Origin of the sequence: Inconstantimicrobium porci, from assembly GCF_009696465.1 — a bacterium.
Lineage (GTDB): Bacteria > Bacillota > Clostridia > Clostridiales > Clostridiaceae > Inconstantimicrobium > Inconstantimicrobium porci.
Map to the genome: position 1 here is coordinate 170,677 of NZ_VULX01000002.1, position 22,481 is coordinate 193,157.

27 protein-coding genes and 1 other annotated feature (1 of these 28 running past the window's edge) are annotated in these 22,481 nt (G+C 35.4%); all 27 genes read right to left on the reverse strand.

Annotation, left to right across the window (positions count from 1 at the left end; genetic code table 11):
- Positions 1-14: 14 nt before the first annotated feature.
- Positions 15-377: a 50S ribosomal protein L18 gene (rplR, locus tag FYJ33_RS03185; RefSeq protein WP_154530325.1), complete on the reverse strand. Its 363-nt coding sequence runs from the start codon at positions 375-377 to the stop codon at positions 15-17.
- A gap of 30 nt (positions 378-407) precedes the next feature.
- Positions 408-950 (reverse strand): 50S ribosomal protein L6, encoded by a 543-nt coding sequence (rplF, locus tag FYJ33_RS03190; protein ID WP_154530326.1) that lies wholly within the window; start codon positions 948-950, stop codon positions 408-410.
- A 91-nt stretch (positions 951-1,041) separates the two neighbouring features.
- Entirely contained in the window at positions 1,042-1,440 is a 399-nt protein-coding gene (gene rpsH, locus FYJ33_RS03195; RefSeq protein ID WP_154530327.1) for a 30S ribosomal protein S8, read from the reverse strand.
- 33 nt (positions 1,441-1,473) lie between these two features.
- Positions 1,474-1,659 carry a type Z 30S ribosomal protein S14 gene (locus FYJ33_RS03200; RefSeq protein WP_154530328.1) on the reverse strand — a complete coding sequence of 62 codons (186 nt, stop codon included), beginning with the start codon at positions 1,657-1,659 and terminating at the stop codon, positions 1,474-1,476.
- A gap of 12 nt (positions 1,660-1,671) precedes the next feature.
- A complete protein-coding gene (gene rplE, locus FYJ33_RS03205) occupies positions 1,672-2,214 on the reverse strand; it encodes a 50S ribosomal protein L5 (protein WP_154530399.1) in 543 nt (180 codons plus the stop codon).
- A gap of 26 nt (positions 2,215-2,240) precedes the next feature.
- The gene (gene rplX / locus FYJ33_RS03210) at positions 2,241-2,555 is read right to left on the reverse strand and encodes a 50S ribosomal protein L24 (protein WP_154530329.1); all 315 of its coding nucleotides are present in this window, start codon (positions 2,553-2,555) and stop codon (positions 2,241-2,243) included.
- Between the two features lie 22 nt (positions 2,556-2,577).
- Positions 2,578-2,946, reverse strand: coding sequence for a 50S ribosomal protein L14 (rplN, locus tag FYJ33_RS03215; RefSeq protein ID WP_154530330.1), 369 nt, complete (start codon positions 2,944-2,946; stop codon positions 2,578-2,580).
- Positions 2,947-2,978: 32 nt separating this feature from the next.
- Entirely contained in the window at positions 2,979-3,233 is a 255-nt protein-coding gene (gene rpsQ / locus FYJ33_RS03220) for a 30S ribosomal protein S17 (RefSeq protein ID WP_154530331.1), read from the reverse strand.
- Positions 3,234-3,254: 21 nt separating this feature from the next.
- A complete protein-coding gene (gene rpmC, locus FYJ33_RS03225) occupies positions 3,255-3,467 on the reverse strand; it encodes a 50S ribosomal protein L29 (RefSeq protein WP_154530332.1) in 213 nt (70 codons plus the stop codon).
- Positions 3,467-3,901, reverse strand: a complete 435-nt coding sequence (gene rplP / locus FYJ33_RS03230) for a 50S ribosomal protein L16 (RefSeq protein WP_154530333.1) — start codon at positions 3,899-3,901, stop codon at positions 3,467-3,469. The genes rpmC and rplP overlap by 1 nt, the downstream gene beginning before the upstream one ends.
- 27 nt (positions 3,902-3,928) lie before the next feature.
- Entirely contained in the window at positions 3,929-4,594 is a 666-nt protein-coding gene (gene rpsC / locus FYJ33_RS03235) for a 30S ribosomal protein S3 (protein ID WP_154530334.1), read from the reverse strand.
- 18 nt (positions 4,595-4,612) lie between these two features.
- On the reverse strand, positions 4,613-4,948 hold the full coding sequence (rplV, locus tag FYJ33_RS03240; protein WP_154530335.1) for a 50S ribosomal protein L22: 336 nt from the start codon (positions 4,946-4,948) through the stop codon (positions 4,613-4,615).
- Positions 4,949-4,968: 20 nt separating this feature from the next.
- On the reverse strand, positions 4,969-5,250 hold the full coding sequence (gene rpsS, locus FYJ33_RS03245) for a 30S ribosomal protein S19 (RefSeq protein WP_154530336.1): 282 nt from the start codon (positions 5,248-5,250) through the stop codon (positions 4,969-4,971).
- 69 nt (positions 5,251-5,319) lie between these two features.
- A complete protein-coding gene (rplB, locus tag FYJ33_RS03250; RefSeq protein ID WP_154530337.1) occupies positions 5,320-6,153 on the reverse strand; it encodes a 50S ribosomal protein L2 in 834 nt (277 codons plus the stop codon).
- Positions 6,154-6,212: 59 nt separating this feature from the next.
- On the reverse strand, positions 6,213-6,509 hold the full coding sequence (gene rplW, locus FYJ33_RS03255; protein WP_154530338.1) for a 50S ribosomal protein L23: 297 nt from the start codon (positions 6,507-6,509) through the stop codon (positions 6,213-6,215).
- Positions 6,509-7,129, reverse strand: coding sequence for a 50S ribosomal protein L4 (rplD, locus tag FYJ33_RS03260; RefSeq protein WP_154530339.1), 621 nt, complete (start codon positions 7,127-7,129; stop codon positions 6,509-6,511). The genes rplW and rplD overlap by 1 nt, the downstream gene beginning before the upstream one ends.
- 23 nt (positions 7,130-7,152) lie before the next feature.
- Positions 7,153-7,782 carry a 50S ribosomal protein L3 gene (gene rplC, locus FYJ33_RS03265; RefSeq protein WP_154530340.1) on the reverse strand — a complete coding sequence of 210 codons (630 nt, stop codon included), beginning with the start codon at positions 7,780-7,782 and terminating at the stop codon, positions 7,153-7,155.
- Positions 7,783-7,865: 83 nt separating this feature from the next.
- Positions 7,866-8,174 (reverse strand): 30S ribosomal protein S10, encoded by a 309-nt coding sequence (gene rpsJ / locus FYJ33_RS03270; protein ID WP_154530341.1) that lies wholly within the window; start codon positions 8,172-8,174, stop codon positions 7,866-7,868.
- A 699-nt stretch (positions 8,175-8,873) separates the two neighbouring features.
- Positions 8,874-10,067: an elongation factor Tu gene (gene tuf / locus FYJ33_RS03275; protein ID WP_154530342.1), complete on the reverse strand. Its 1,194-nt coding sequence runs from the start codon at positions 10,065-10,067 to the stop codon at positions 8,874-8,876.
- A 54-nt stretch (positions 10,068-10,121) separates the two neighbouring features.
- Entirely contained in the window at positions 10,122-12,185 is a 2,064-nt protein-coding gene (gene fusA / locus FYJ33_RS03280) for an elongation factor G (protein ID WP_154530343.1), read from the reverse strand.
- A gap of 75 nt (positions 12,186-12,260) precedes the next feature.
- Entirely contained in the window at positions 12,261-12,731 is a 471-nt protein-coding gene (gene rpsG, locus FYJ33_RS03285; RefSeq protein WP_277643276.1) for a 30S ribosomal protein S7, read from the reverse strand.
- Between the two features lie 150 nt (positions 12,732-12,881).
- Positions 12,882-13,259, reverse strand: coding sequence for a 30S ribosomal protein S12 (rpsL, locus tag FYJ33_RS03290; protein WP_154530344.1), 378 nt, complete (start codon positions 13,257-13,259; stop codon positions 12,882-12,884).
- A gap of 56 nt (positions 13,260-13,315) precedes the next feature.
- Positions 13,316-13,555, reverse strand: a complete 240-nt coding sequence (locus FYJ33_RS03295) for a ribosomal L7Ae/L30e/S12e/Gadd45 family protein (protein WP_154530345.1) — start codon at positions 13,553-13,555, stop codon at positions 13,316-13,318.
- 147 nt (positions 13,556-13,702) lie between these two features.
- A complete protein-coding gene (gene rpoC, locus FYJ33_RS03300; RefSeq protein WP_154530346.1) occupies positions 13,703-17,251 on the reverse strand; it encodes a DNA-directed RNA polymerase subunit beta' in 3,549 nt (1,182 codons plus the stop codon).
- A gap of 20 nt (positions 17,252-17,271) precedes the next feature.
- Positions 17,272-21,006, reverse strand: coding sequence for a DNA-directed RNA polymerase subunit beta (gene rpoB, locus FYJ33_RS03305; RefSeq protein WP_154530347.1), 3,735 nt, complete (start codon positions 21,004-21,006; stop codon positions 17,272-17,274).
- Positions 21,007-21,446: 440 nt separating this feature from the next.
- Positions 21,447-21,815, reverse strand: a complete 369-nt coding sequence (gene rplL / locus FYJ33_RS03310; RefSeq protein WP_154530348.1) for a 50S ribosomal protein L7/L12 — start codon at positions 21,813-21,815, stop codon at positions 21,447-21,449.
- Positions 21,816-21,866: 51 nt separating this feature from the next.
- Positions 21,867-22,370 carry a 50S ribosomal protein L10 gene (gene rplJ, locus FYJ33_RS03315; RefSeq protein WP_154530349.1) on the reverse strand — a complete coding sequence of 168 codons (504 nt, stop codon included), beginning with the start codon at positions 22,368-22,370 and terminating at the stop codon, positions 21,867-21,869.
- 39 nt (positions 22,371-22,409) lie between these two features.
- Positions 22,410-22,481 (reverse strand) — a sequence feature (ribosomal protein L10 leader region) (it continues 57 nt past the right edge of the window).

A 22,481-nucleotide genomic window follows, 5' to 3' on the forward strand; every position in this document is an offset into this window, starting at 1 on the left:
TTTCCCTCCTCTTTCTAGAATTTTAAACCTGCTTCTCTTGCACCTTCAGCTAATTCTTTAACTCTTCCGTGATATACGTATCCACCTCTGTCGAATACTACATCTTCAATTCCTTTAGCAAGTGCCTTCTTTGCAACTAATGCACCAACTGTTTTAGCTGCTTCTTTGTTGCTTCCAACTTTACCTTCAAATTCTTTATCTAAAGATGAAGCTGCAACTAATGTTACTCTATTAACATCATCTATAACCTGAGCATAGATATTTTTGTCACTTCTGAATATAGCAAGTCTTGGTCTTTCAGCAGTACCGAAAACCTTCTTTCTAACTCTAAGGTGACGTTTTTGTCTAGCTTCTTTTCTGTCTACCTTTTTGAACATTAAGGTTCACTCCCTTCTGTTTATTTACTATTATTTCTTACCAGTTTTACCTTCTTTACGTCTGATAACTTCATCAGAATACTTAATTCCCTTACCCTTATATGGTTCTGGAACTCTCCACTTTCTGATATCAGCTGATACAGCTCCAACAAGTTCCTTATCGATACCTTCTACGATAACTTTTGTAGTTCCGTCGATCTTGAAAGTAACTCCTTCAACTGGCTCAACTTCTACTGGATGTGAATATCCTAAGTTCATTACAAGTTTCTTTCCTTGTAATTGAGCTCTGTAACCAACACCTACTAATTCTAATGTCTTAGCATATCCGTTTGTTACACCGATAATCATGTTATTTATTAAAGCTCTTGTTAAACCATGAAGCGCTCTATGATTCTTATTATCGCTTGGTCTAGTTACAACAACTTCGTTGTTTTCAATTGCTATATTTATGTCCTTATGCATAGCTTTTACAAGCTCTCCCTTAGGTCCTTTTACTGTAACAACGTTGTCTGGTGTTACAGTAACAGTTACGCCTGCAGGTACAGCTATTGGTAATCTACCAACTCTTGACATAATTGCACCTCCTGTTTATTTGGCATTAGATGATTAATCTATATCCTGTATTATGTTCTTTTTACTTCAATCTATTATCTTGCTATTTGTATTACCAAACGTAGCAAATTACTTCTCCACCAAGACCTAGTTTTCTAGCTTCTCTATCAACTACTAGACCATTTGATGTAGATATTACTGCGATTCCAAGTCCGTTAAGAACCTTAGGAACTTCGTCCTTCTTGCAGTATACTCTTAATCCTGGCTTAGAGATTCTCTTTAATCCAGTTATAACTCTTTCATTACTTGCTCCGTATTTAAGAGTTAATCTTAGCATTGGTACAACGCCATCATTGTACTCCTCTACTTCTTTAATATAACCTTCTTGTAGTAATATATTTACAATAGCCTTCTTAACATTTGAAGAAGGTACTTCAACAACCTCATGTTTAACAGCGTTTGCATTTCTTATACGAGTTAGCAAATCTGCGATTGGATCTGTCATAGCCATTCTATTGTGCCTCCTTTCATATATCGAATAATTTTACCAGCTTGCTTTCTTACATCCAGGAATTTCTCCCTTATAAGCAAGTTCTCTGAAACAGATACGGCATATTCCATATTTCTTTAATACTGCGTGTGGTCTTCCACATATTCTGCATCTTGTATAAGCTCTTGTCTTATACTTTGGCTCTTTGTTCCACTTTTCAATTATTGCCTTACGTGCCATGAAATCCCCTCCTTATTTGTTAGCGAATGGCATACCAAGGAATCTTAATAATTCTCTTGCTTCTTCATCAGTGTTAGCAGTTGTAACAAAGATAATATCCATACCTCTAACTTTATCTATCTTATCATATTCTATTTCTGGGAATATTAGCTGTTCCTTAATTCCTAGTGAATAGTTTCCTCTTCCATCGAATGATTTATCAGAAACTCCTCTGAAGTCTCTAACTCTAGGTAGAGCTATCGAAACTAACTTATCGCAGAATTCATACATCTTTGCTTTTCTAAGAGTTACCTTACATCCTAAAGGCATATTTTCTCTTATCTTGAAGTTAGCAACAGATTTCTTTGCTCTAGTTAATATTGGCTTTTGACCAGTTATTAAAGTTAAGTCAGCAACAGCTGATTCTAGAACCTTAGAATTATCTTTAGCTTCTCCTACTCCCATGTTTATAACTATCTTTTCAAGCTTTGGAACTTCCATAACGTTCTTGTATCCGAACTTATCCATCATAGCTTGTTTTACTTCATTTTCATACTTTTCTTGAAGTCTTGTCATCATTTGAACTACCTCCTTTCAGCTGCTTAGAATGTTTCTCCGCACTTCTTACATACTCTTACTTTTGATCCATCTTCTAATATCTTATTAGAAATTCTAGTTGCGCTCTTGCACTTTGTGCAGTATAACATAACCTTTGAGCTATATATAGCTGCTTCAGACTTAACGATTCCACCCTGAACGTTATCTCTAGTTGGTTTCTTATGTCTGCTTACTATGTTAACGCCTTGAACTAGTACTTTTCCTGTCTTAGGAAATACTTTTAAAACTTCTCCAGTTTTACCCTTATCTTTACCAGATACGACTACAACTGTGTCATTCTTTCTTACATGTACCTTCAAATTAGCCACCTCCTGGTTTTTATTATAGAACTTCTGGTGCTAATGATAATATCTTATTGAATTCCTTATCTCTTAGCTCCCTAGCAACAGGTCCGAAGATACGAGTTCCTCTTGGTTGCTTATCATCCTTTATTATTACTGCTGCGTTTTCATCAAATTTGATGTATGATCCGTCAGGTCTTCTTAAGCCTCTTTTACTTCTAACGATAACGGCCTTTACAACCTCACCTTTTTTAACAACTCCACCTGGTGTTGCACTTTTAACGCTAGCAACTATTATATCGCCTATATTACCGAACTTTCTTTTTGAACCACCTAATACTCTGATGCACATGATTTCCTTAGCACCAGAATTATCTCCAACTTTTAGTAAGGTCTGTTGTTGTATCATTGTGAATTACCCTCCTTTCAGTATTAAAGCTATTATTTAGCTTTTTCAACTACCTCAACAAGTCTCCATCTCTTATCTTTAGATAATGGTCTTGTTTCCATGATCATTACTCTATCGCCGATCTTAGCTGTATTATTTTCATCATGAGCCTTAAACTTAGTTGTTCTGTTAACAGTCTTTCCGTATAGTGGATGTCTAACCTTAGTTTCAACAGCAACTACTATAGTTTTATCCATTTTATCTGAAACTACTTTACCAAGTCTCTTCTTTCTTAATCCTCTTTCCATAATAGGTTACCTCCTTTCAGACTACTGTTCGAAAGCCTTAAGTTCTTCTTCTCTGATTATAGTCTTAATTTGTGCAATTGACTTCTTTACTTCTTTAATTCTCATTGGATTTTCTAGTTGTCCAGTAGCTAATTGGAATCTTAGGTTGAATAACTCCGCCTTTAAGTCATTTAGCTTTACCTTTAAATCTTGAGGATTGCTTGTTCTTAACTCTTTTAATTCGTTAGCTTTCATTATTCTTCACCACCCATTTCCTCAAAATCTTTTCTTGTTACAAACTTAGTCTTAACAGGTAATTTATGTGATGCAAGTCTCATAGCTTCTCTAGCTACTTCTTCACCAACACCTGATAATTCGAATAGCACTCTGCCTGGCTTAACAACTGCCACCCAGTATTCTGGTGAACCTTTTCCTGAACCCATTCTTGTTTCAGCTGGCTTTTCAGTTACTGGCTTATGTGGGAATATTTTAATCCAAAGCTTTCCGCCTCTTTTGATATATCTGTTTATTGCGATTCTCGCTGCTTCTATTTGATTACTTGTAATCCATCCACAAGTTGTAGCCTGGATTCCAAAATCTCCGTATGCAAGGAAGTTACCTCTAGTAGCCTTTCCTTTCATTCTACCACGTTGTACCTTACGATGTTTTACTCTTTTTGGCATTAACATGATATATTCCTCCTTTCTTATACGTTATTACGCGTTAATTTCTTCTTTAACAACTTTTTTTGCTGGAAGAACTTCTCCTTTATATAACCAAACCTTAACTCCGATCTTTCCGTAAGTTGTGTTTGCTTCAGCAAAACCATAATCGATATCTGCTCTTAATGTTTGTAGTGGAATAGTTCCTTCATGATAAAATTCATCTCTAGCCATTTCAGCTCCGCCAAGTCTACCTGAGCAGTTAGTCTTAACACCCTTTGCTCCAGCTTTCATTGCTCTTTGGATTGTCTGCTTCATAGCTCTTCTGAATGATATTCTCTTTTCTAGTTGAGCTGCTATGTTTTCAGCCATTAACTGAGCATCAACTTCAGCATTTTTAACTTCAACTATATTGATTAATATATTTTTGCTATCTACTAAATTCTTAAGCTTATTCTTTAAAGCTTCAATTCCTGCTCCACCTTTTCCGATGATAACTCCTGGCTTAGCAGTAAATATGTTTAACTTAACTCTTTTAGCTGATCTTTCAATTTCTATCTTAGATATTCCAGCTGAGAAAAGGTCCTTTTTAACGAATTCTCTTATTTTGTGGTCTTCTATAAGATTATCTGCAAAATTCTTCTTATCTGCATACCATTTTGCATTCCAATCTTTAATAACGCCAACTCTTAATCCATGAGGATTTACTTTCTGACCCAATCTGTTTCCCTCCTTCTATTAAGCTCTTTCTCTCACTACTATAGTGATGTTACTTGATCTCTTGTGTATTTTGAATGCTTTACCATGATCCATTGGTCTATATCTCTTAAGTGTTGGACCAGGTCCTACATAAGCTTCAGCAACTATTAAGTTGTCTGCATCTAAATCATTATTATTTTCTGCATTTGCTACTGCTGATTTTAAAACTTTTAACACTGCTGCTGCTGCGTCTCTTGGAGTGTATTTTAAAATTGCAGAAGCTTCTTTAACGCTTTTTCCTCTTATTAAATCAAGAACTACTCCTACTTTAGAAGGAGACATTCTAACGTATTTAGCTATTGCTCTAGCTTCCATTAATTTATCCTCCTTTCGAACTAAGCTCTCTTAGTTGTCTTTTCTGTGTCAATATGTCCTTTGAAAGTTCTAGTTAACACAAATTCACCTAGTTTATGTCCAACCATATCTTCGCTGATATATACTGGAACGTGTTTTCTTCCATCATGAACAGCTATTGTGTGGCCGATCATTTGTGGGAATATTGTTGAACTTCTTGACCAAGTTTTGATTACTTTCTTTTCACCATTGTTGTTCATTTCTTCAACTTTCTTTAAAAGTCCTGCATGGACAAAAGGTCCTTTTTTAATTGATCTACTCATTGAAGTATCCTCCCTTCATAATAACTAATCTCTATCAAGCATTGAAGAGAATCAAACATTCTCTCCAAATTACTTATTATTTCTTCTCTTAATTATAAATCTATCTGAATATTTCTTATTCTTTCTAGTCTTATATCCAAGAGCTGGTTTACCCCATGGAGTTACTGGAGAAGGTCTTCCGACTGGTGACTTACCTTCACCACCACCGTGAGGGTGATCGTTAGGGTTCATAACAGAACCTCTTACCTGTGGTCTCCATCTCATGTGTCTCTTTCTTCCGGCTTTACCAATCTTAACGATATCGTTAGTTAAGTTTGAAACAACTCCGATTGTAGCTCTGCACTCTAATCTTACATATCTCATTTCGCCTGATGGTAATCTTAAAGTAGCGTATTCGCCTTCTTTAGCCATTAACTGTGCTGATAATCCAGCAGCTCTAACTAACTGACCACCTTTTCCAGCTTGTAATTCAATGTTATGAATTGTAGTACCTACTGGTATGTTTCTAAGTGGCAAAGCGTTACCTGGCTTAATATCTGCTTCTGGTCCAGATACAACTACGTCTCCAACTTTTAATCCAACTGGAGCGATTATGTATCTCTTTTCACCATCTGCATAAACAACTAATGCTATGAAAGCTGTTCTGTTTGGATCGTATTCGATACTAGCAACCTTTGCTGGTATGTTATCCTTATTTCTCTTGAAATCTATTATTCTATATTTTCTCTTAGCACCGCCACCACGATGTCTAACAGTTATTTTACCCTGAGCATTTCTACCCGCATTATTATTTAATGATACAAGAAGTGACTTTTCTGGTACATTTGTAGTTATTTCTTCAAAAGTACTCATTGTCATATTTCTTCTTGAAGGAGTAGTAGGGTTAAATCTTTTAATTGCCATTAAAAATTCCCTCCTTGCTTTCGCTTATCTGGCTTAGCAGCCAATACCTGCTATTCTAATTATTGCATTCCGTCAAAGAATTCAATAGTTTTGCTGTCTTCAGTTAATGTAACAACAGCTTTCTTTAAGTCAGCTCTTTTACCTACGTGAACGCCAACTCTCTTATTTTTCCCCATAGTTCTAATTGTTTTAACATCAGCAACTTTAACGCCGAATACTTCTTCAACTGCTCTCTTAACTTGAGATTTGTTAGCTGAAACGTGAACTATGAAAGTGTACTTCTTTTCTGCCATTGCTGCCATTGACTTTTCAGTAATAACAGGCTTTCTTATTATATCATGGCTTGTTAAATTCATTATGCGTACACCTCCTCAATTTTTCTAACAGCTGCTTCTGTCATAATTACTTTAGTGTATTTTAATAAATCATATACATTGATGTTGTTAACTGGCATAACAGCAACTCCTTCAATATTTCTAGCTGATTTAAATACATTTTCATTAGTTTCAGCTGTTATGATTAATGTCTTGTTAGCATTGAATGCTTTTAACATTGCTACTGCTTCCTTAGTCTTAGGAGCATCGAATTCTAAGTTTTCTAAAACTACTAATTCATTTTCGTTAACCTTGCTAGTTAAAGCAGAAGTTAAAGCAACTTTTTTCATAGTCTTAGGAATTGACATTCTATAGTCTCTTGGCTTTGGTGCGAATACTATACCACCTTTGATCCACTGAGGTGCTCTTATAGAACCTTGTCTAGCTCTACCAGTTCCCTTTTGTCTCCAAGGTTTGATTCCGCCTCCACGAACTTCAGCTCTAGTCTTAGCTGATTGAGTTCCTTGTCTCTTGTTAGCTAGTAATGCAACAACTACCTGGTGCATTGCTTCGTTATTAACTTCAACTCCAAATACATTGTCGTTTAGTTCAATATCTCTAACCTTTTGTGCTTGCTTATTAAATAATTCTATTTTAGGCATATCTATTCCTCCTTTCTATCAGATTAACACTTAACGCTATCTCTGATAACTACTATACCTTTGTTTGCTCCTGGAACGCCACCCTTAATTAATATTAAGTTCTTTTCTGGCATTACCTTAACAACTTCTACATTAAGAACAGTTCTGTTTACAGCACCCATATGTCCTGGTAACTTCTTGCTCTTGAATGTTCTTGATGGATCTGAAGATGCACCCATTGATCCTGGAGCTCTCTTGAATTTAGAACCGTGTGACATAGGTCCTCTTTGTTGTCCCCATCTCTTTATAACGCCGGCAAATCCTTTACCTTTTGAAACTCCTGATACATCAACTTTATCTCCAACAGCGAATACGTCAGCCTTTATTTCCTGGCCTACTTCGTATTCTGAAACATTTTCGAATCTGAATTCTTTTAAGTGTCTTCTTAAAGAAACTCCAGCCTTAGCGAAATGTCCTTTCTTTGGTTTGTTAAGAAGCTTTTCTCTTACATCTCCGAATCCTAACTGTACTGCTTCATATCCGTCAGTTTCAACTGTTTTCTTCTGAACAACAACACATGGACCTGCTTCTACAACTGTTACTGGAACGATCTTTCCAGTTTCATCAAATACCTGAGTCATTCCTATTTTCTTTCCTATTATAGCCTTTTTCATGCTATACACCTCCTAAACTTATTAGCGGATTGCATTAAGTAATCATAATAGTTCACAACTTACTTCAATCGTGTAATTTAAAATTATAGTTTAATTTCGATATCAACACCAGCTGGTAGGTTTAATCTCATTAAAGCATCAACTGTTTTAGATGTTGGATTAAGTATATCGATTAATCTCTTATGTGTTCTGATTTCGAACTGTTCTCTTGAATCTTTATATTTATGAACCGCTCTTAATATTGTTACTACATCTTTTTCAGTAGGTAGTGGTACTGGACCTGCAACCTTAGCTCCTGTAGACTTAGCAGTTTCAACTATCTTTTCAGATGATTGATCTAAGATTGTGTGATCAAAAGCTTTAAGTCTGATTCTTATTTTTTGTTTTGACATTTGTTTTCCCTCCTTTTCATGTACGCTTTACTTCTAACGCACAACAGCGATTGTTATGTAAACTGTTCCTGGTGTTTCCTAATTTTAAAAAAGACACACTGGTAGCATAACAACTCTCTGTCGTTGGATTCTAGATCCGAACATGCTCTTCAAGAATTCCCCGGAAGTCCGGCAACCTCTTGATTCATCGCCGTTTGCTCTGCAACTCCTATATTATACTATAACTGCAGTGCATTTTCAAGGTCTTTATGTATAATTTTCAATTTTTCTTGCCGTCTCACATTCTACGTCTACACAATTATAAAAAATTTTTTTATTCTTTGCAACTGGTTTTTTCTAATTGTCACTCCATATTTTAATACAGATAGTTTAAGTTAAACAATCATTCCATATTTTGTTTATTGTGACCTGGTAAACACATTTTTAAGCAATTGGAATAGAGTCTTAAATTCATGCATTTCTCTCACTCTTATACTAGAGCTAGCTATAATTAATCTTTTTTAAACTTTTAATTCATTATATATTGTGATTATTTTACGTGGTAAACTTGTACGTTTTTCATAAATCAATTATGCCTCTTAGTGTTATTTATTTTACTATATCTTTTCTAAAAAAAATAGCGGAAAAGGACGTCTCCTCTTCCACTATTAATAAAGCTTTATTTAAATTGTATATGGTAAATAACTAATTTAATTATAATTAGTCAAGAACGCTAGTAACAACACCAGAACCTACAGTTCTTCCACCTTCTCTGATGGCGAATCTTAAGTTTTCTTCCATTGCTATTTCAGTTATTAATTCAACGTTCATATCAATGTGATCTCCTGGCATAACCATTTCCATACCTTCTGGTAATTTGATTGTTCCAGTAACGTCAGTTGTTCTGAAGTAGAATTGTGGTCTGTATCCATCGAAGAATGGAGTATGTCTACCACCTTCTTCTTTCTTTAATACGTAAACCTGACCAACGAATTTCTTGTGTGGATGTACAGTACCTGGTTTAGCTAAAACCTGACCTCTTTCGATTTCATCTCTCTGGATACCTCTTAAAAGAGCTCCGATGTTATCTCCAGCTTCTGCTTCGTCTAGTAACTTTCTGAACATTTCTATTCCAGTTACAACAGTCTTCTTCTTTTCTTCCTTTAATCCAACGATTTCTAATTCATCTGATATGTGAAGAACTCCTCTTTCAACTCTACCAGTTGCAACAGTTCCTCTACCAGTGATTGTAAATACGTCTTCTACTGGCATTAAGAAAGGCTTATCTGTAGCTCTTTCTGGAGTTGGGATGTAGCTGTCAACAGCATCCATTAATTCAAGGATTGGTTTGATAGCTTCTTCGTCAGTTGGGTTTTCAAGAGCCTTTAAAGCTGATCCTCTAATTACTGGGATATCATCACCTGGGAATTCATATTCGTTTAATAATTCTCTAACTTCCATTTCAACTAGATCTAGTAATTCTTCATCATCAACCATATCAGCCTTGTTTAAGAATACTACGATGTAGTTAACTCCAACTCTTGAAGCAAGAAGTATATGTTCTCTTGTCTGAGGCATTGGACCATCAGCTGCAGAAACAACTAGGATAGCTCCGTCCATCTGAGCAGCTCCAGTGATCATGTTCTTAACATAGTCAGCATGTCCTGGGCAGTCAACGTGAGCATAGTGTCTGTTGTCTGTTTCATATTCAACGTGAGCAGTGTTGATAGTGATTCCTCTTTCTTTTTCTTCTGGAGCCTTATCGATTTCTGCATAGTTGAATGCCTTTGCGAATCCTCTGTTAGCTAATACTGTAGTAATAGCTGCTGTTAAAGTAGTCTTACCGTGGTCAACGTGACCAATTGTACCGATATTAACATGTGGTTTAGTTCTTTCAAATTTTGCCTTAGCCATTTTTTGTATTCCTCCTGTATGTGTGAAATTAAATATTTATAGTATTAAAGGGAATTATTTTTTACCCTTTGCTACCTCTTCCTGAATGCTCTTTGGAACTTCTTCATAATGATCAAATACCATTGAGTAGTTTCCTCTACCCTGAGTTCTTGATCTTAATGTAGTTGCGTATCCAAACATTTCTGCTAGTGGAACGTAAGCTCTGATGATCTGAGCACCATTTCTTAATTCCATACCTTCAATTCTACCTCTTCTTGAATTGATATCTCCCATTACATCTCCCATGTATTCTTCTGGAACTGTAACTTCAACTTTCATAGAAGGTTCTAGTAAAACTGGGTCTGCCTTAGCCATAGCATTTTTGAATGCCATAGATCCAGCAATCTTGAATGACATTTCTGATGAATCGACATCATGATATGATCCATCATATAATTTAACTTTAAAGTTGATAACTGGGTATCCAGCTATAATACCATTTTGAGCTGCTTCTTGAATACCTGCATCTACAGCTGGGATGTATTCCTTTGGAATAGCTCCACCAACAATAGCATTTTCGAAGCTGTATTCTTCTTCAGTTGGTATAAGTTCTATAGAACAATCTCCGTATTGTCCCTTACCACCTGATTGCTTAATGTACTTACCTTGAGCTTTAACTTGAGTTCTGATAGTTTCTTTGTAAGCAACCTGAGGAGCACCTACGTTACATTCTACCTTAAATTCTCTCTGAAGTCTATCAACAATGATATCAAGGTGAAGTTCACCCATACCAGCGATTATAGTCTGACCTGTTTCAGTATCAGTCCAAGTCTTGAATGTTGGATCTTCTTCAGCAAGTTTTGCTAAAGCTATACCCATTTTTTCCTGAGCAGCCTTAGTCTTAGGTTCTATAGCAACATCGATAACTGGATCTGGGAATTCCATAGATTCAAGAATTATTGGATTTTCTTCATCACATAAAGTATCTCCAGTAGTAGTATTCTTAAGACCTATGATAGCTCCGATTTCTCCAGCTTCTAATGCGTCTACCTCTTCTCTGTGGTTAGCGTGCATCTTAACAAGTCTACCAACTCTTTCTTTCTTACCCTTTGTTGAGTTAAGAACGTATGATCCACTTGTTAATATTCCTGAGTAAACTCTAGCGAATGCAAGCTTTCCAACGAATGGATCTGTAGCAATCTTAAATGCTAAAGTAGCTAATGGTGCTTTATCATCTGAAGGTCTGCTATCTTCTTCTCCATCTAATGAAGTACCTTTTATAGCTGGTACATCAAGTGGTGATGGTAAGAAATCAACAACACCGTCAATCATCTGTTGAACACCCTTGTTCTTGTATGAAGAACCACAGATTACTGGGATTATCTGATTTGAGATAGTTCCCTTTCTTAATGCTCCCATAATCTCTTCTGTAGTTAGTTCTTCTCCATCAAGATACTTAAGCATTAATTCTTCATCAAGTTCAGCAACAGATTCGATCATTGCTGCTCTGTATTCTGCTGCCTGATCTTTTAATTCTTCTGGAATTTCTATTTCTTCCATTTCAGTTCCAAGTTTGTTATCGAAAACTATAGCAACGTTTCTTATTAAGTCAACCATTCCTCTGAAGTCTTCTTCTGAACCTATTGGAATCTGTATTGGAACAGCATTAGCCTTTAATCTATCTCTTACTGTATTAACACAGTTGAAGAAGTCAGCTCCTGTTGCATCCATCTTATTTACATATACCATTCTTGGTACTTCGTATTTATCTGCCTGTCTCCAAACAGTTTCAGTTTGTGGTTCAACACCACTCTTAGCGTCAAGTACAGTTACAGCACCATCAAGAACTCTTAATGATCTTTCAACTTCAACTGTAAAGTCTACGTGTCCTGGTGTATCAATTATATTAAGTTCATGACCTTTCCAGAAACAAGTTGTAGCTGCAGAAGTAATTGTTATACCTCTTTCCTGTTCTTGAACCATCCAGTCCATCTGAGATGCACCTTCATGTGTTTCACCAATTTTATGAGTTTTTCCTGTATAGAATAATATACGCTCAGTAGTTGTAGTCTTACCAGCATCTATATGAGCCATTATTCCAAAGTTACGGAATTTATCTAATGGGTATTGTCTAGACATAATTCTGCCTCCTCTCAATATATCAATATAATCTAACAAAAACTGTTTTGGTATTCGCCAAAACAGTTTTTGAAATTAGTATCTGTAATGAGCAAATGCTTTGTTAGCTTCAGCCATTCTATGAGTATCTTCTCTCTTCTTAACTGCTGCTCCAGTATTATTTGAAGCATCAATTAATTCGTTAGCTAATCTCTCTCTCATGTACTTTTCGCTTCTATTTCTAGATGCTGCAAGTATCCATCTGATTCCTAATGTCTGTCTTCTTTCTGGTCTAACTTCTATTGGAACCTGGTAGTTTGAACCACCTATTCTTCTAGCTTTAACTTCTAGTAAAGGCATAACGTTGTTCATTGCAGTTTCAAAAACTTCTAACGCTTCCTTACCAGTCTTTTCTGCTATTATTTCAAAAGCTCCGTAGCATATTTTCTGTGCTACTCCCTTTTTACCGTCTTCCATTATATTGTTAATTAACTTTGTAACAACCTTTGAATTGTATACTGGATCTGGTAGTACATCTCTTTTTGCTATATGTCCTTTTCTTGGCACTTTTCTTCCCTCCTTAACAATGAAAAAATTTTAAGTTCATCGGTACTCGGCTTATCGCCGCAAAATGCTCGCTTCAACAATTCTATAGGTGAATCTATGTAAATGCCGAAACTTCGCACTAATTAAGCTATTTAAGCAACCAAAATCAAATTATTTCTGCTTTGGTTTCTTAGCACCATATTTTGATCTAGCCTGTAATCTGTTAGCTACTCCAGCACAGTCAAGTGCTCCTCTTACGATATGGTATCTAACACCAGGTAAATCCTTAACTCTTCCACCTCTTATAAGAACAACACTATGTTCCTGTAAGTTATGGCCTATTCCTGGAATGTAACCAGTAACTTCAATTCCGTTAGTTAATCTAACTCTGGCAATCTTTCTTAACGCTGAGTTAGGCTTCTTTGGAGTTGTAGTCTTAACTACTGTACATACCCCTCTCTTCTGTGGGCACTCTTTAAGTGCAGGTGAGTTTGATTTTGTTGCTAATGTTTTTCTGCCCTTTCTAACTAATTGGCTTATAGTTGGCATACTTTCACCTCCTGAAAATTTAATAATATCTATATAAATTAAAGATATTAACGCTATTATTTGAGAATTAATGCTGCAGCTGCTTTCACGTCAATACTGCACATCTTCCCAAGCTTCTGCATTGTATCAATTACAGTAACCGGCACACTCTTCTGCTCAGCAACACTAATTAATGGAGATGTCAACTTCTTATCAGCATCATCTGCAATATAAAGAATTTTTCCCTCACCATTTAATATTGACTTTTTGCATTGTTTTATGCCTATAACTTTTTTTTCCTGAATCCTGTCTATCATGAAATTACCCCCTTATTTTATAAAAGCAACATTGAGATGCATTTCTACATCTCAATGGTCATGTAGACAAATTAAATTCATTAAGTTTGTGCATTGCACAAGTTGTATTTTATCATTTTGTATTTTTAAAGTCAATAAAATTAATTACTATTCTATTGGCTGTTCTTCTGTATTATTTTCTTCTTTTTCCTCTAAATTCTTATCTGTATTTAATTTGATTGATCTATATCTCATCATTCCTGTACCAGCTGGAATCAACTTACCGATAAGAACATTTTCCTTAAGACCAATTAATGGATCAATTTTACCCTTAATTGCTGCTTCAGTAAGAACTCTAGTAGTTTCCTGGAATGAAGCTGCTGATAAGAAACTGTCAGTAGCAAGTGCAGCCTTTGTTATACCAAGAAGAACTCTTTCTCCTTGTGCAGGTTCTCCACCAAACTCCTTAACTTTCTCATTAGCTTCATCAAAATCAAACATATCTATCATAACACCTGGTAATAAATCAGTATCACCAGATTCAAGAACTTTAACTTTTCTAGTCATTTGTCTTACAACAACTTCTAGATGCTTATCGTTGATATCAACACCTTGAAGTCTGTAAACTTTCTGAACTTCTGAAAGAAGATATTTTCTAGCGCCATCAACGCCCTTGATTGCCATAATATCATGTGGATTTACAGAACCTTCTGTTATTTCATCTCCAGCTTCAATCTGATCGCCATCGTTAACTCTGATTCTTGAACCAAATGGTATATCATATGACTTTTCTTCTCCATCTGCTCCAGTTACATACACAACTCTCTTCTTCTTAGTTTCTTCTCTTCTAACTATACCATCAATTTCACTGATTATAGCTAATCCCTTTGGTTTTCTAGCTTCGAAAAGTTCTTCAACTCTAGGAAGACCTTGTGTAATATCTGCTCCAGTGGCAACACCACCTGTATGGAATGTTCTCATTGTAAGCTGTGTACCTGGTTCACCTATAGACTGAGCTGCTACTATACCAACAGCTTCACCTATATTAATCTTAGATGCTGTAGCAAGGTCCATACCATAGCACTTAGCACAAACACCGTTCTTAGATTTACATGTGAATACAGATCTTATCTTAACTTTCTTAATGCCTGATTTAACTACTTTATCAGCAAGTTTAGGATCTACATATTCATTAGCCTTAACAAGAACTTCTCCAGTAGATGGATCAACAACATCTTCTGCTACATATCTACCAGTTATTCTTTCTTCTAGACTTTCTACTACTTCTGTACCTTCTTTGATTTCTTGAACATAAATACCATTGTTAGTACCACAGTCATCTTCTCTAACAACTACATCCTGACTTACATCAACAAGTCTTCTTGTTAAGTATCCTGAATCGGCTGTCTTAAGAGCTGTATCGGCATTACCTTTTCTTGCACCATGTGTTGACATGAAGTATTCAAGCACATCAAGACCTTCTCTGAATGACGCTCTGATTGGTAACTCAAGGATTTTACCTGATGGACTCGCCATAAGTCCTCTCATACCTGCAAGCTGTTTGATCTGAGACTTAGAACCTCTGGCTCCAGAGTCCGCCATCATAAATATTGGATTAAATCTATCCATTGAGTCCATAAGTGCATTGGCAACATCTTCTGTTGTCTTAGTCCACTTATCAATAACTCTTTCATATCTTTCGTCTTCAGATATTAATCCTCTTCTATATAGCTTTTCGATCTTATCAACAGTCTGGTCAGCATCTGCTAATAAATCATATTTTTCTTTTGGCACAATCATATCTGCAACTGAAACTGTTACCGCTCCAATTGATGAATAATGATATCCCTTTGCTTTTATCTTATCAAGCATTACAGATGTTACTGTAGCTCCATGAGCCATATAACACTTATTTATTATTGTTCCTAAGTTCTTCTTAGTTACAAGGAAGTCTATTTCCATATTGAATTTAGTTTCTGGATCATTTCTATCAACAAATCCTAAATCCTGAGGAATAGATTCATTAAAGATTATTTTACCTGGAGTAGTAGTGATTATACCCTGTTCTTCTACACCGTCAAATACTCTTGTCATTCTTACTTTAACTTTTGCATGTATTGAAATATCTTTTACTTCATATGCCATTAAAGCTTCTTCAGGTGATGAGAATACCATTCCTTCACCCTTTTCACCATCTTTATCGATTGTTAAGTAGTATGAACCAAGTACCATATCCTGTGTTGGTACACATACTGGCTTACCATCTGATGGCTTCATGATATTTCCTGCAGCAAGCATTAAGAATCTAGCTTCAGCCTGAGCTTCAACTGATAATGGTAAATGAACAGCCATCTGGTCACCATCGAAATCGGCGTTGTATGCTGTACAAGCTAGTGGGTGAAGCTTTATTGCTCTTCCTCCAACTAATACTGGCTGGAATGCCTGAATACCTAATCTATGAAGAGTAGGCGCTCTATTAAGTAATACTGGATGATCTGCAATTACATCTTCAAGAACATCCCATACCTGAGGCATTACTTTTTCAACCATTCTCTTAGCTGACTTAATGTTGTGAGCTATTCCGTCTTCAACTAACTTCTTCATTACAAATGGCTTAAATAATTCAAGTGCCATTTCCTTTGGAAGTCCACATTGATACATCTTAAGTTCTGGTCCAACAACAATAACTGATCTACCAGAGTAGTCAACTCTCTTACCAAGTAAGTTCTGTCTAAATCTACCTTGCTTACCTTTAAGCATATCTGATAATGATTTAAGAGGTCTATTTCCTGGTCCAGTAACTGGTCTTCCTCTTCTACCGTTATCTATAAGTGCATCTACTGCTTCTTGAAGCATTCTCTTTTCATTTCTTACAATGATATCTGGTGCACCTAAATCTATTAACTTCTTAAGTCTGTTATTTCTGTTAATAACTCTTCTGTAAAGATCATTTAAATCTGATGTTGCAAATCTTCCACCATCTAATTGAACCATTGGTCTTAAGTCTGGTGGTATAACTGGTATAACATCGATTATCATCCATTCAGGTTTATTTCCTGAAGTTCTGAATGATTCTATTACTTCAAGTCTTCTAATTATTCTTACTTTCTTCTGTCCAGTGCTTGTTTTAAGTTCTTCTTTTAATTCAACAGAACTTCTCTCAAGATCTATTTCAGAAAGTAGTTTCTTTATAGCCTCAGCTCCCATTTCTGCAACGAAGCTATCTTCACCATACTTATCGCATGCTTCTCTATATTCTTTTTCATTTAGTAACTGCTTCTTTAATAAAGGAGTTTCTTTAGGATCTATTACGATATATGATGCAAAGTATAAAACTTTTTCTAATGCTCTTGGAGACATATCTATAATTAATCCCATTCTTGAAGGAATTCCTTTAAAGTACCAGATGTGAGATACTGGGGCAGCAAGTTCAATATGCCCCATTCTCTCTCTTCTTACTTTTGACTTAGTGACTTCAACACCACATCTGTCACAGACAATTCCTTTATATCTAACTCTCTTATATTTTCCGCAATGACATTCCCAGTCCTTTATTGGTCCAAATATTCTTTCACAGAATAAACCGTCCTTTTCAGGCTTTAAAGTTCTGTAATTTATAGTTTCTGGTTTTTTTACTTCACCTCTAGACCATGCTCTGATCTGTTCTGGAGATGCTAACCCTATTTGTAATGCATCAAAATTATTTAACTCAAACAAGGGTAATCCTCCCTTCATAATTAATGTTCATCATTAAAATCATCAAGTTCTAATTCACTATCAGTTCCTAGATTTTCAAAATCTATATCTCCGAATTCATCATCATTGTCTTCAGAGTTTTCATTATCATCTATGATATAACTATCATCAACTTCATCTGGATCTACAGTTCGCTGATTATCTTTAGCAGCGTTTTCTGTACCTTCAATGTTTACTTCTAATTTTGCAGGCTCATCATCATCAACACTGTCTTTTAATTTGATTTCTTCATGGTTTTCGTTTAATACCTTAACGTCTAAGCATAAAGACTGAAGTTCTTTAATAAGAACCTTAAATGATTCTGGGATACTTGGTTCTGGTATGTTTTCACCCTTTACAATAGCTTCATAAGTCTTAACTCTACCTACAACATCATCTGATTTAACTGTAAGTATTTCTTGTAATGTGTGAGCAGCACCATATGCTTCAAGTGCCCAAACTTCCATTTCTCCAAATCTCTGACCACCAAATTGTGCTTTACCACCAAGTGGCTGTTGAGTAACTAATGAGTAAGGACCTGTAGATCTAGCATGAATCTTATCATCAACTAGATGCGCAAGTTTTAAGATATACATTATACCAACAGTTACAGGGTTATCAAATGGTTCACCTGTTCTACCATCATATAATATAGTCTTTCCTGTTCTACTATATCCAGCCTTTTCAAGACATTCTTCTATTTCTGCTTCATTAGCTCCATCAAATACTGGAGTTGAAATATGCCATCCCATTTGTGAAGCAGCCCATCCTAAGTGAACTTCAAGTACCTGACCGATGTTCATACGTGATGGAACGCCTAGTGGGTTAAGACATATCTGAAGTGGTCTACCATCTGGTAAGAATGGCATATCTTCTTCTGGTAATACTCTAGAGATAACACCCTTATTACCATGACGTCCGGCCATCTTATCTCCTACAGATATCTTTCTCTTTTGAGCGATGTAACATCTTACAAGTTCATTTACTCCTGGTGGTAATTCATCACCATTTTCTCTTGTAAATACTTTAACATCAACGATTATACCAGCTTCTCCATGAGGAACCTTAAGTGAAGTATCTCTTACTTCTCTTGCCTTTTCTCCAAAGATAGCTCTTAATAATCTTTCTTCAGCTGTAAGTTCAGTTTCTCCCTTTGGAGTAACTTTACCAACAAGTATATCTCCTGATCTTATTTCAGCACCAATTCTGATAATTCCTCTGTCATCAAGATCTTTTAATGAGTCTTCTCCAACGTTTGGAATATCTCTTGTTATTTCTTCTGGTCCAAGCTTAGTGTCTCTAGCTTCACATTCATATTCTTCAATATGGATAGAAGTAAATACATCTTCTCTTACTAGTTCTTCAGAAATTAACATGGCATCTTCGTAGTTATAACCTTCCCAAGTTATGAAGCCCATTCTAATATTTTTACCTAATGATATTTCACCTAGGTCTGTAGAAGGTCCATCACTTATTACTTGACCTTTAGCTATAACTTCGCCTTTTGATACTATTGGTCTCTGGTTTACGCAAGTACCCTGGTTAGATCTCTTAAACTTAAGTAATCTATATACATCAGTACCGCCATCAACATCTCTCTTAATTCTTACTTCATTTGCGCTGACATATGAAACCACACCAGCATTCTTAGCTTTCTGAAGTACTCCAGAGTCATATGCTGCTCTATATTCTATACCTGTTCCTACTATAGGAGCCTGTGGTTTTAATAATGGAACAGCCTGACGTTGCATGTTAGATCCCATAAGTGCTCTAGTGGCATCATCATTTTCAAGGAAAGGTATCATAGCAGTGGCTACAGATACGATTTGTCTTGGTGATACATCCATTAGATCTACATCTTCTCTAGGAACAACAAGAACATCTTCTTTATCTCTTACTGTAACTTTTTCATCTAAGAATCTGCCATTTTCATCAAGTGGTTCTTTTGCCTGAGCAACTAGATTGCCATCTTCTTCATCAGCAGTAAAATAAGTAAATTCCTTTGAAACTATTCCAGTTTCTTTATCTACAACTCTATATGGAGTTTCAATAAATCCATATTCATTAACTCTTGCATATGTAGCAAGTGAGTTGATAAGACCTATATTTGGACCTTCTGGTGTTTCAATAGGACACATTCTACCATAATGTGAGTGGTGAACGTCTCTAACTTCAAAACCAGCTCTTTCTCTTGAAAGACCTCCTGGTCCTAATGCAGATAATCTTCTCTTATGAGTTAATTCTGATAATGGATTGATTTGATCCATGAATTGTGAAAGCTGTGAACTACCAAAGAATTCTTTAATAGCTGCAACAACTGGTCTTGTATTAATTAATGCCTGTGGAGTTATTCCTTCCTGGTCCTGAATAGTCATTCTTTCTCTAACTACTCTTTCCATTCTTGATAAACCAATTCTAAACTGGTTCTGAAGTAGTTCTCCAACAGATCTGATTCTTCTGTTTCCTAAATGATCGATATCATCTACCTGACCGATACCATAAGCTAAGCCTAATTCGTAACTAATAGTTGCAAATATATCGTCCTTAGTTATGTGCTTTGGTACAAGCTTTGTGATATTTTTCTTAAGTTCAGCTTTGATTTGCTTTTCATCAGAATTATTGTCTAATATATCTTTTAATGTTGGATAATGAACAAACTCTTTGATGTGTAAATCATCAATGTTGAAATCAACATACTTATGTATGTCAACAAAATTGTTACCTATAACTTTAATAACTTTATCTTCAACTGTTATATTAACAGCATTAATTCCGGCATTTCTTATTTCTTCTGCCACTTTCTTACTTATCTTTTCGCCACTATTTACCATTATTTCTCCAGTTTGTGGATTGATAATGTCTTCAGCAGCTATCTGATTAGCAATTCTTAAATTTATAGCTAACTTCTTATTAAATTTATATCTACCTACTCTTGATAAGTCATATCTTCTAGCATCAAAGAATAGTGATTCTATTAGTGAAATTGCACTATCTACTGTAGGTGGTTCACCTGGACGTAATCTTTTATAAACTTCTAGTAAAGCTTCTTCTCTAGTTTTAGTATTGTCTTTTTCAATACTTGCCTTTAATCTTTCTTCGTCGCCAAAGAAATCAATAAGTTCCTGGTCTGTTCCCATGCCCATAGCTCTTGCAAGTATAGTTATTGGAAGCTTTCTTGTCTTATCAATTCTTACATAGATGATGTCGTTTGAATCAGTTTCGTATTCAAGCCATGCACCTCTATTAGGAATTACTGTTGAAGCAAATAATTTTTTACCACTCTTATCACGTGTATAGCTATAGTATACTCCTGGTGATCTTACCAATTGCGAAACTATAACTCTTTCAGCTCCGTTGATAATGAATGTTCCTTGGTCTGTCATTAATGGGAAATCACCCATGTAGACTTCTTGTTCTTTGATTTCACCAGTTTCTTTGTTCTGTAATCTTACAGAAACCTTTAATGGTGCTGCATAGTTTGCATCTCTTTCTTTACATTCTTCAACTGGATATTTGATTCCATCCATATCTAGCTTGTAACCTACAAATTCTAGTGCAAGATTACCAGCAAAATTTGATATTGGATTGATGTCATCAAAGACTTCTTGAAGACCGTCCTCTAAAAACCATTTGTACGAATCTAACTGAACCTCAATTAGATTTGGCATTTCTGCCGCGGACTTTACCTTTGCAAAGCTCATCCTCGTTCTTTTACCTTGTTGGACAGGATGTATCATAAGTTTTCACCCCTTGTATAAACTAAAATAACCAATAACTCAATAATATTTGGGCTATTGGACTGTATACATTGCATTAACCGACTTTTTAATGTTCTAACCTAATACTTTTTAAGGTATTTATTATAGCCAGATACATTTCAATGCAATTAAATATGTTATCACAATAGTTGTCAAGTGTCAATATTTATTGTTAGAAATATATTATATGATATTAAGTTGTTTTTATCAATACCTATCTTCATAATACTCATATTTAATTAATTATTTAAATTTGATTTTATATATTTCTTAATAATATCAACATAAAATTTCAGCAATTTAATTACTGATTTTTTTATATTTTCCCTGTATAAAAAAACAAACTCCATTGGGCTCTACACTATGGTAGAACCTCAATAGAGTTCATATTTACTGTTTAATCAGTTAGAAGAATTAAATTACTTTAATTCTAATTCTGCTCCAACTTCAGCAAACTTAGCTTTCATAGCTTCAGCTTCTTCTTTAGCTACAGCTTCTTTTAATGTCTTAGGAGCTCCATCAACTATTTCCTTAGCATCCTTTAATCCTAAACCAGTTACTTCTCTAACTAATTTGATAACTTTGATCTTTTCAGCACCAGCTGCCTTAAGAACTACGTCGAATTCTGATTTTTCTTCAGCAGCACCAGCACCAGCACCAGCAGCACCAGCTACAGCTACAGGAGCAGCAGCACTAACTCCGAATTCTTCTTCGCAAGCCTTAACTAATTCATCTAATTCTAAAACGCTCATATTCTTTATAGCTTCTATTATTTGTTCTTTATTCATAATTCGCACCTCCGAAATTTTTACTTATTAAAAGTATTTTTAAATTACTGATTATTCTGCAGTTTCTGACTGCTTCTTGTCTTTGATTGCGCTTAACATGTAAGCGAAGTTTGATACTGGAGCCTTGATGCTTCCAAGAAGTTTTGCAAGAAGAACTTCTCTTGGTGGTATAGCAGCTAACTGCTTAACCTTATCTCCATCATATATGTCTCCTGCAACGATACCTGCTTTAAGTTCTAACTTCTTATGAGTTTTTGCAAAATCATTAAGAGTTCTTGCCGGAGCAGTTACGTCATCATATCCGAATGCTATTGAAACCGGTCCTTCTAGGTAAGAAACTATACCATCGAATCCTAATTCCTTAGCAGCTAATGCAACAAGCTTATTCTTATAAACCTTGTATTCAACACCAGCTTCTCTTAGCTTCTTTCTTAATTCTGTATCTTCTTCTACTGTTAGACCTTGATATTCACTAAGAATTATAGCTTGAGACTTTTCCATTTTTTCTTTAATTTCAGCAACTTTTGCTTCCTTTAATTGTCTGTTCTTATTCATAACTGTGTGTCCACCTCCTCACAGCTTTTAACTGCTTCTTTATACATTAATAAAGTCTTCCCATAGACATGAGAAGACCAACAATCATATTGAATCCTCTGCAGGTTGATT

Bases quoted from the DNA above. Each gene is read 5' to 3' on its own strand.
- rplR (WP_154530325.1), bottom strand. From the start codon at position 377: ATGTTCAAAAAGGTAGACAGAAAAGAAGCTAGACAAAAACGTCACCTT.
- rplF (WP_154530326.1), bottom strand. From the start codon at position 950: ATGTCAAGAGTTGGTAGATTACCAATAGCTGTACCTGCAGGCGTAACT.
- rpsH (WP_154530327.1), bottom strand. From the start codon at position 1,440: ATGGCTATGACAGATCCAATCGCAGATTTGCTAACTCGTATAAGAAAT.
- FYJ33_RS03200 (WP_154530328.1), bottom strand. From the start codon at position 1,659: ATGGCACGTAAGGCAATAATTGAAAAGTGGAACAAAGAGCCAAAGTAT.
- rplE (WP_154530399.1), bottom strand. From the start codon at position 2,214: ATGACAAGACTTCAAGAAAAGTATGAAAATGAAGTAAAACAAGCTATG.
- rplN (WP_154530330.1), bottom strand. From the start codon at position 2,946: ATGATACAACAACAGACCTTACTAAAAGTTGGAGATAATTCTGGTGCT.
- rpsQ (WP_154530331.1), bottom strand. From the start codon at position 3,233: ATGGAAAGAGGATTAAGAAAGAAGAGACTTGGTAAAGTAGTTTCAGAT.
- rpmC (WP_154530332.1), bottom strand. From the start codon at position 3,467: ATGAAAGCTAACGAATTAAAAGAGTTAAGAACAAGCAATCCTCAAGAT.
- rplP (WP_154530333.1), bottom strand. From the start codon at position 3,901: ATGTTAATGCCAAAAAGAGTAAAACATCGTAAGGTACAACGTGGTAGA.
- rplV (WP_154530335.1), bottom strand. From the start codon at position 4,948: ATGGAAGCTAGAGCAATAGCTAAATACGTTAGAATGTCTCCTTCTAAA.
- rpsS (WP_154530336.1), bottom strand. From the start codon at position 5,250: ATGAGTAGATCAATTAAAAAAGGACCTTTTGTCCATGCAGGACTTTTA.
- rplB (WP_154530337.1), bottom strand. From the start codon at position 6,153: ATGGCAATTAAAAGATTTAACCCTACTACTCCTTCAAGAAGAAATATG.
- rplW (WP_154530338.1), bottom strand. From the start codon at position 6,509: ATGAATTTAACAAGCCATGATATAATAAGAAAGCCTGTTATTACTGAA.
- rplD (WP_154530339.1), bottom strand. From the start codon at position 7,129: ATGCCTAAAATAGAATTATTTAATAAGCAAGCACAAAAGGTTAGAGAT.
- rplC (WP_154530340.1), bottom strand. From the start codon at position 7,782: ATGAAAAAGGCTATAATAGGAAAGAAAATAGGAATGACTCAGGTATTT.
- rpsJ (WP_154530341.1), bottom strand. From the start codon at position 8,174: ATGTCAAAACAAAAAATAAGAATCAGACTTAAAGCTTTTGATCACACA.
- tuf (WP_154530342.1), bottom strand. From the start codon at position 10,067: ATGGCTAAGGCAAAATTTGAAAGAACTAAACCACATGTTAATATCGGT.
- fusA (WP_154530343.1), bottom strand. From the start codon at position 12,185: ATGTCTAGACAATACCCATTAGATAAATTCCGTAACTTTGGAATAATG.
- rpsL (WP_154530344.1), bottom strand. From the start codon at position 13,259: ATGCCAACTATAAGCCAATTAGTTAGAAAGGGCAGAAAAACATTAGCA.
- FYJ33_RS03295 (WP_154530345.1), bottom strand. From the start codon at position 13,555: ATGATAGACAGGATTCAGGAAAAAAAAGTTATAGGCATAAAACAATGC.
- rpoB (WP_154530347.1), bottom strand. From the start codon at position 21,006: ATGATACATCCTGTCCAACAAGGTAAAAGAACGAGGATGAGCTTTGCA.
- rplL (WP_154530348.1), bottom strand. From the start codon at position 21,815: ATGAATAAAGAACAAATAATAGAAGCTATAAAGAATATGAGCGTTTTA.
- rplJ (WP_154530349.1), bottom strand. From the start codon at position 22,370: ATGAATAAGAACAGACAATTAAAGGAAGCAAAAGTTGCTGAAATTAAA.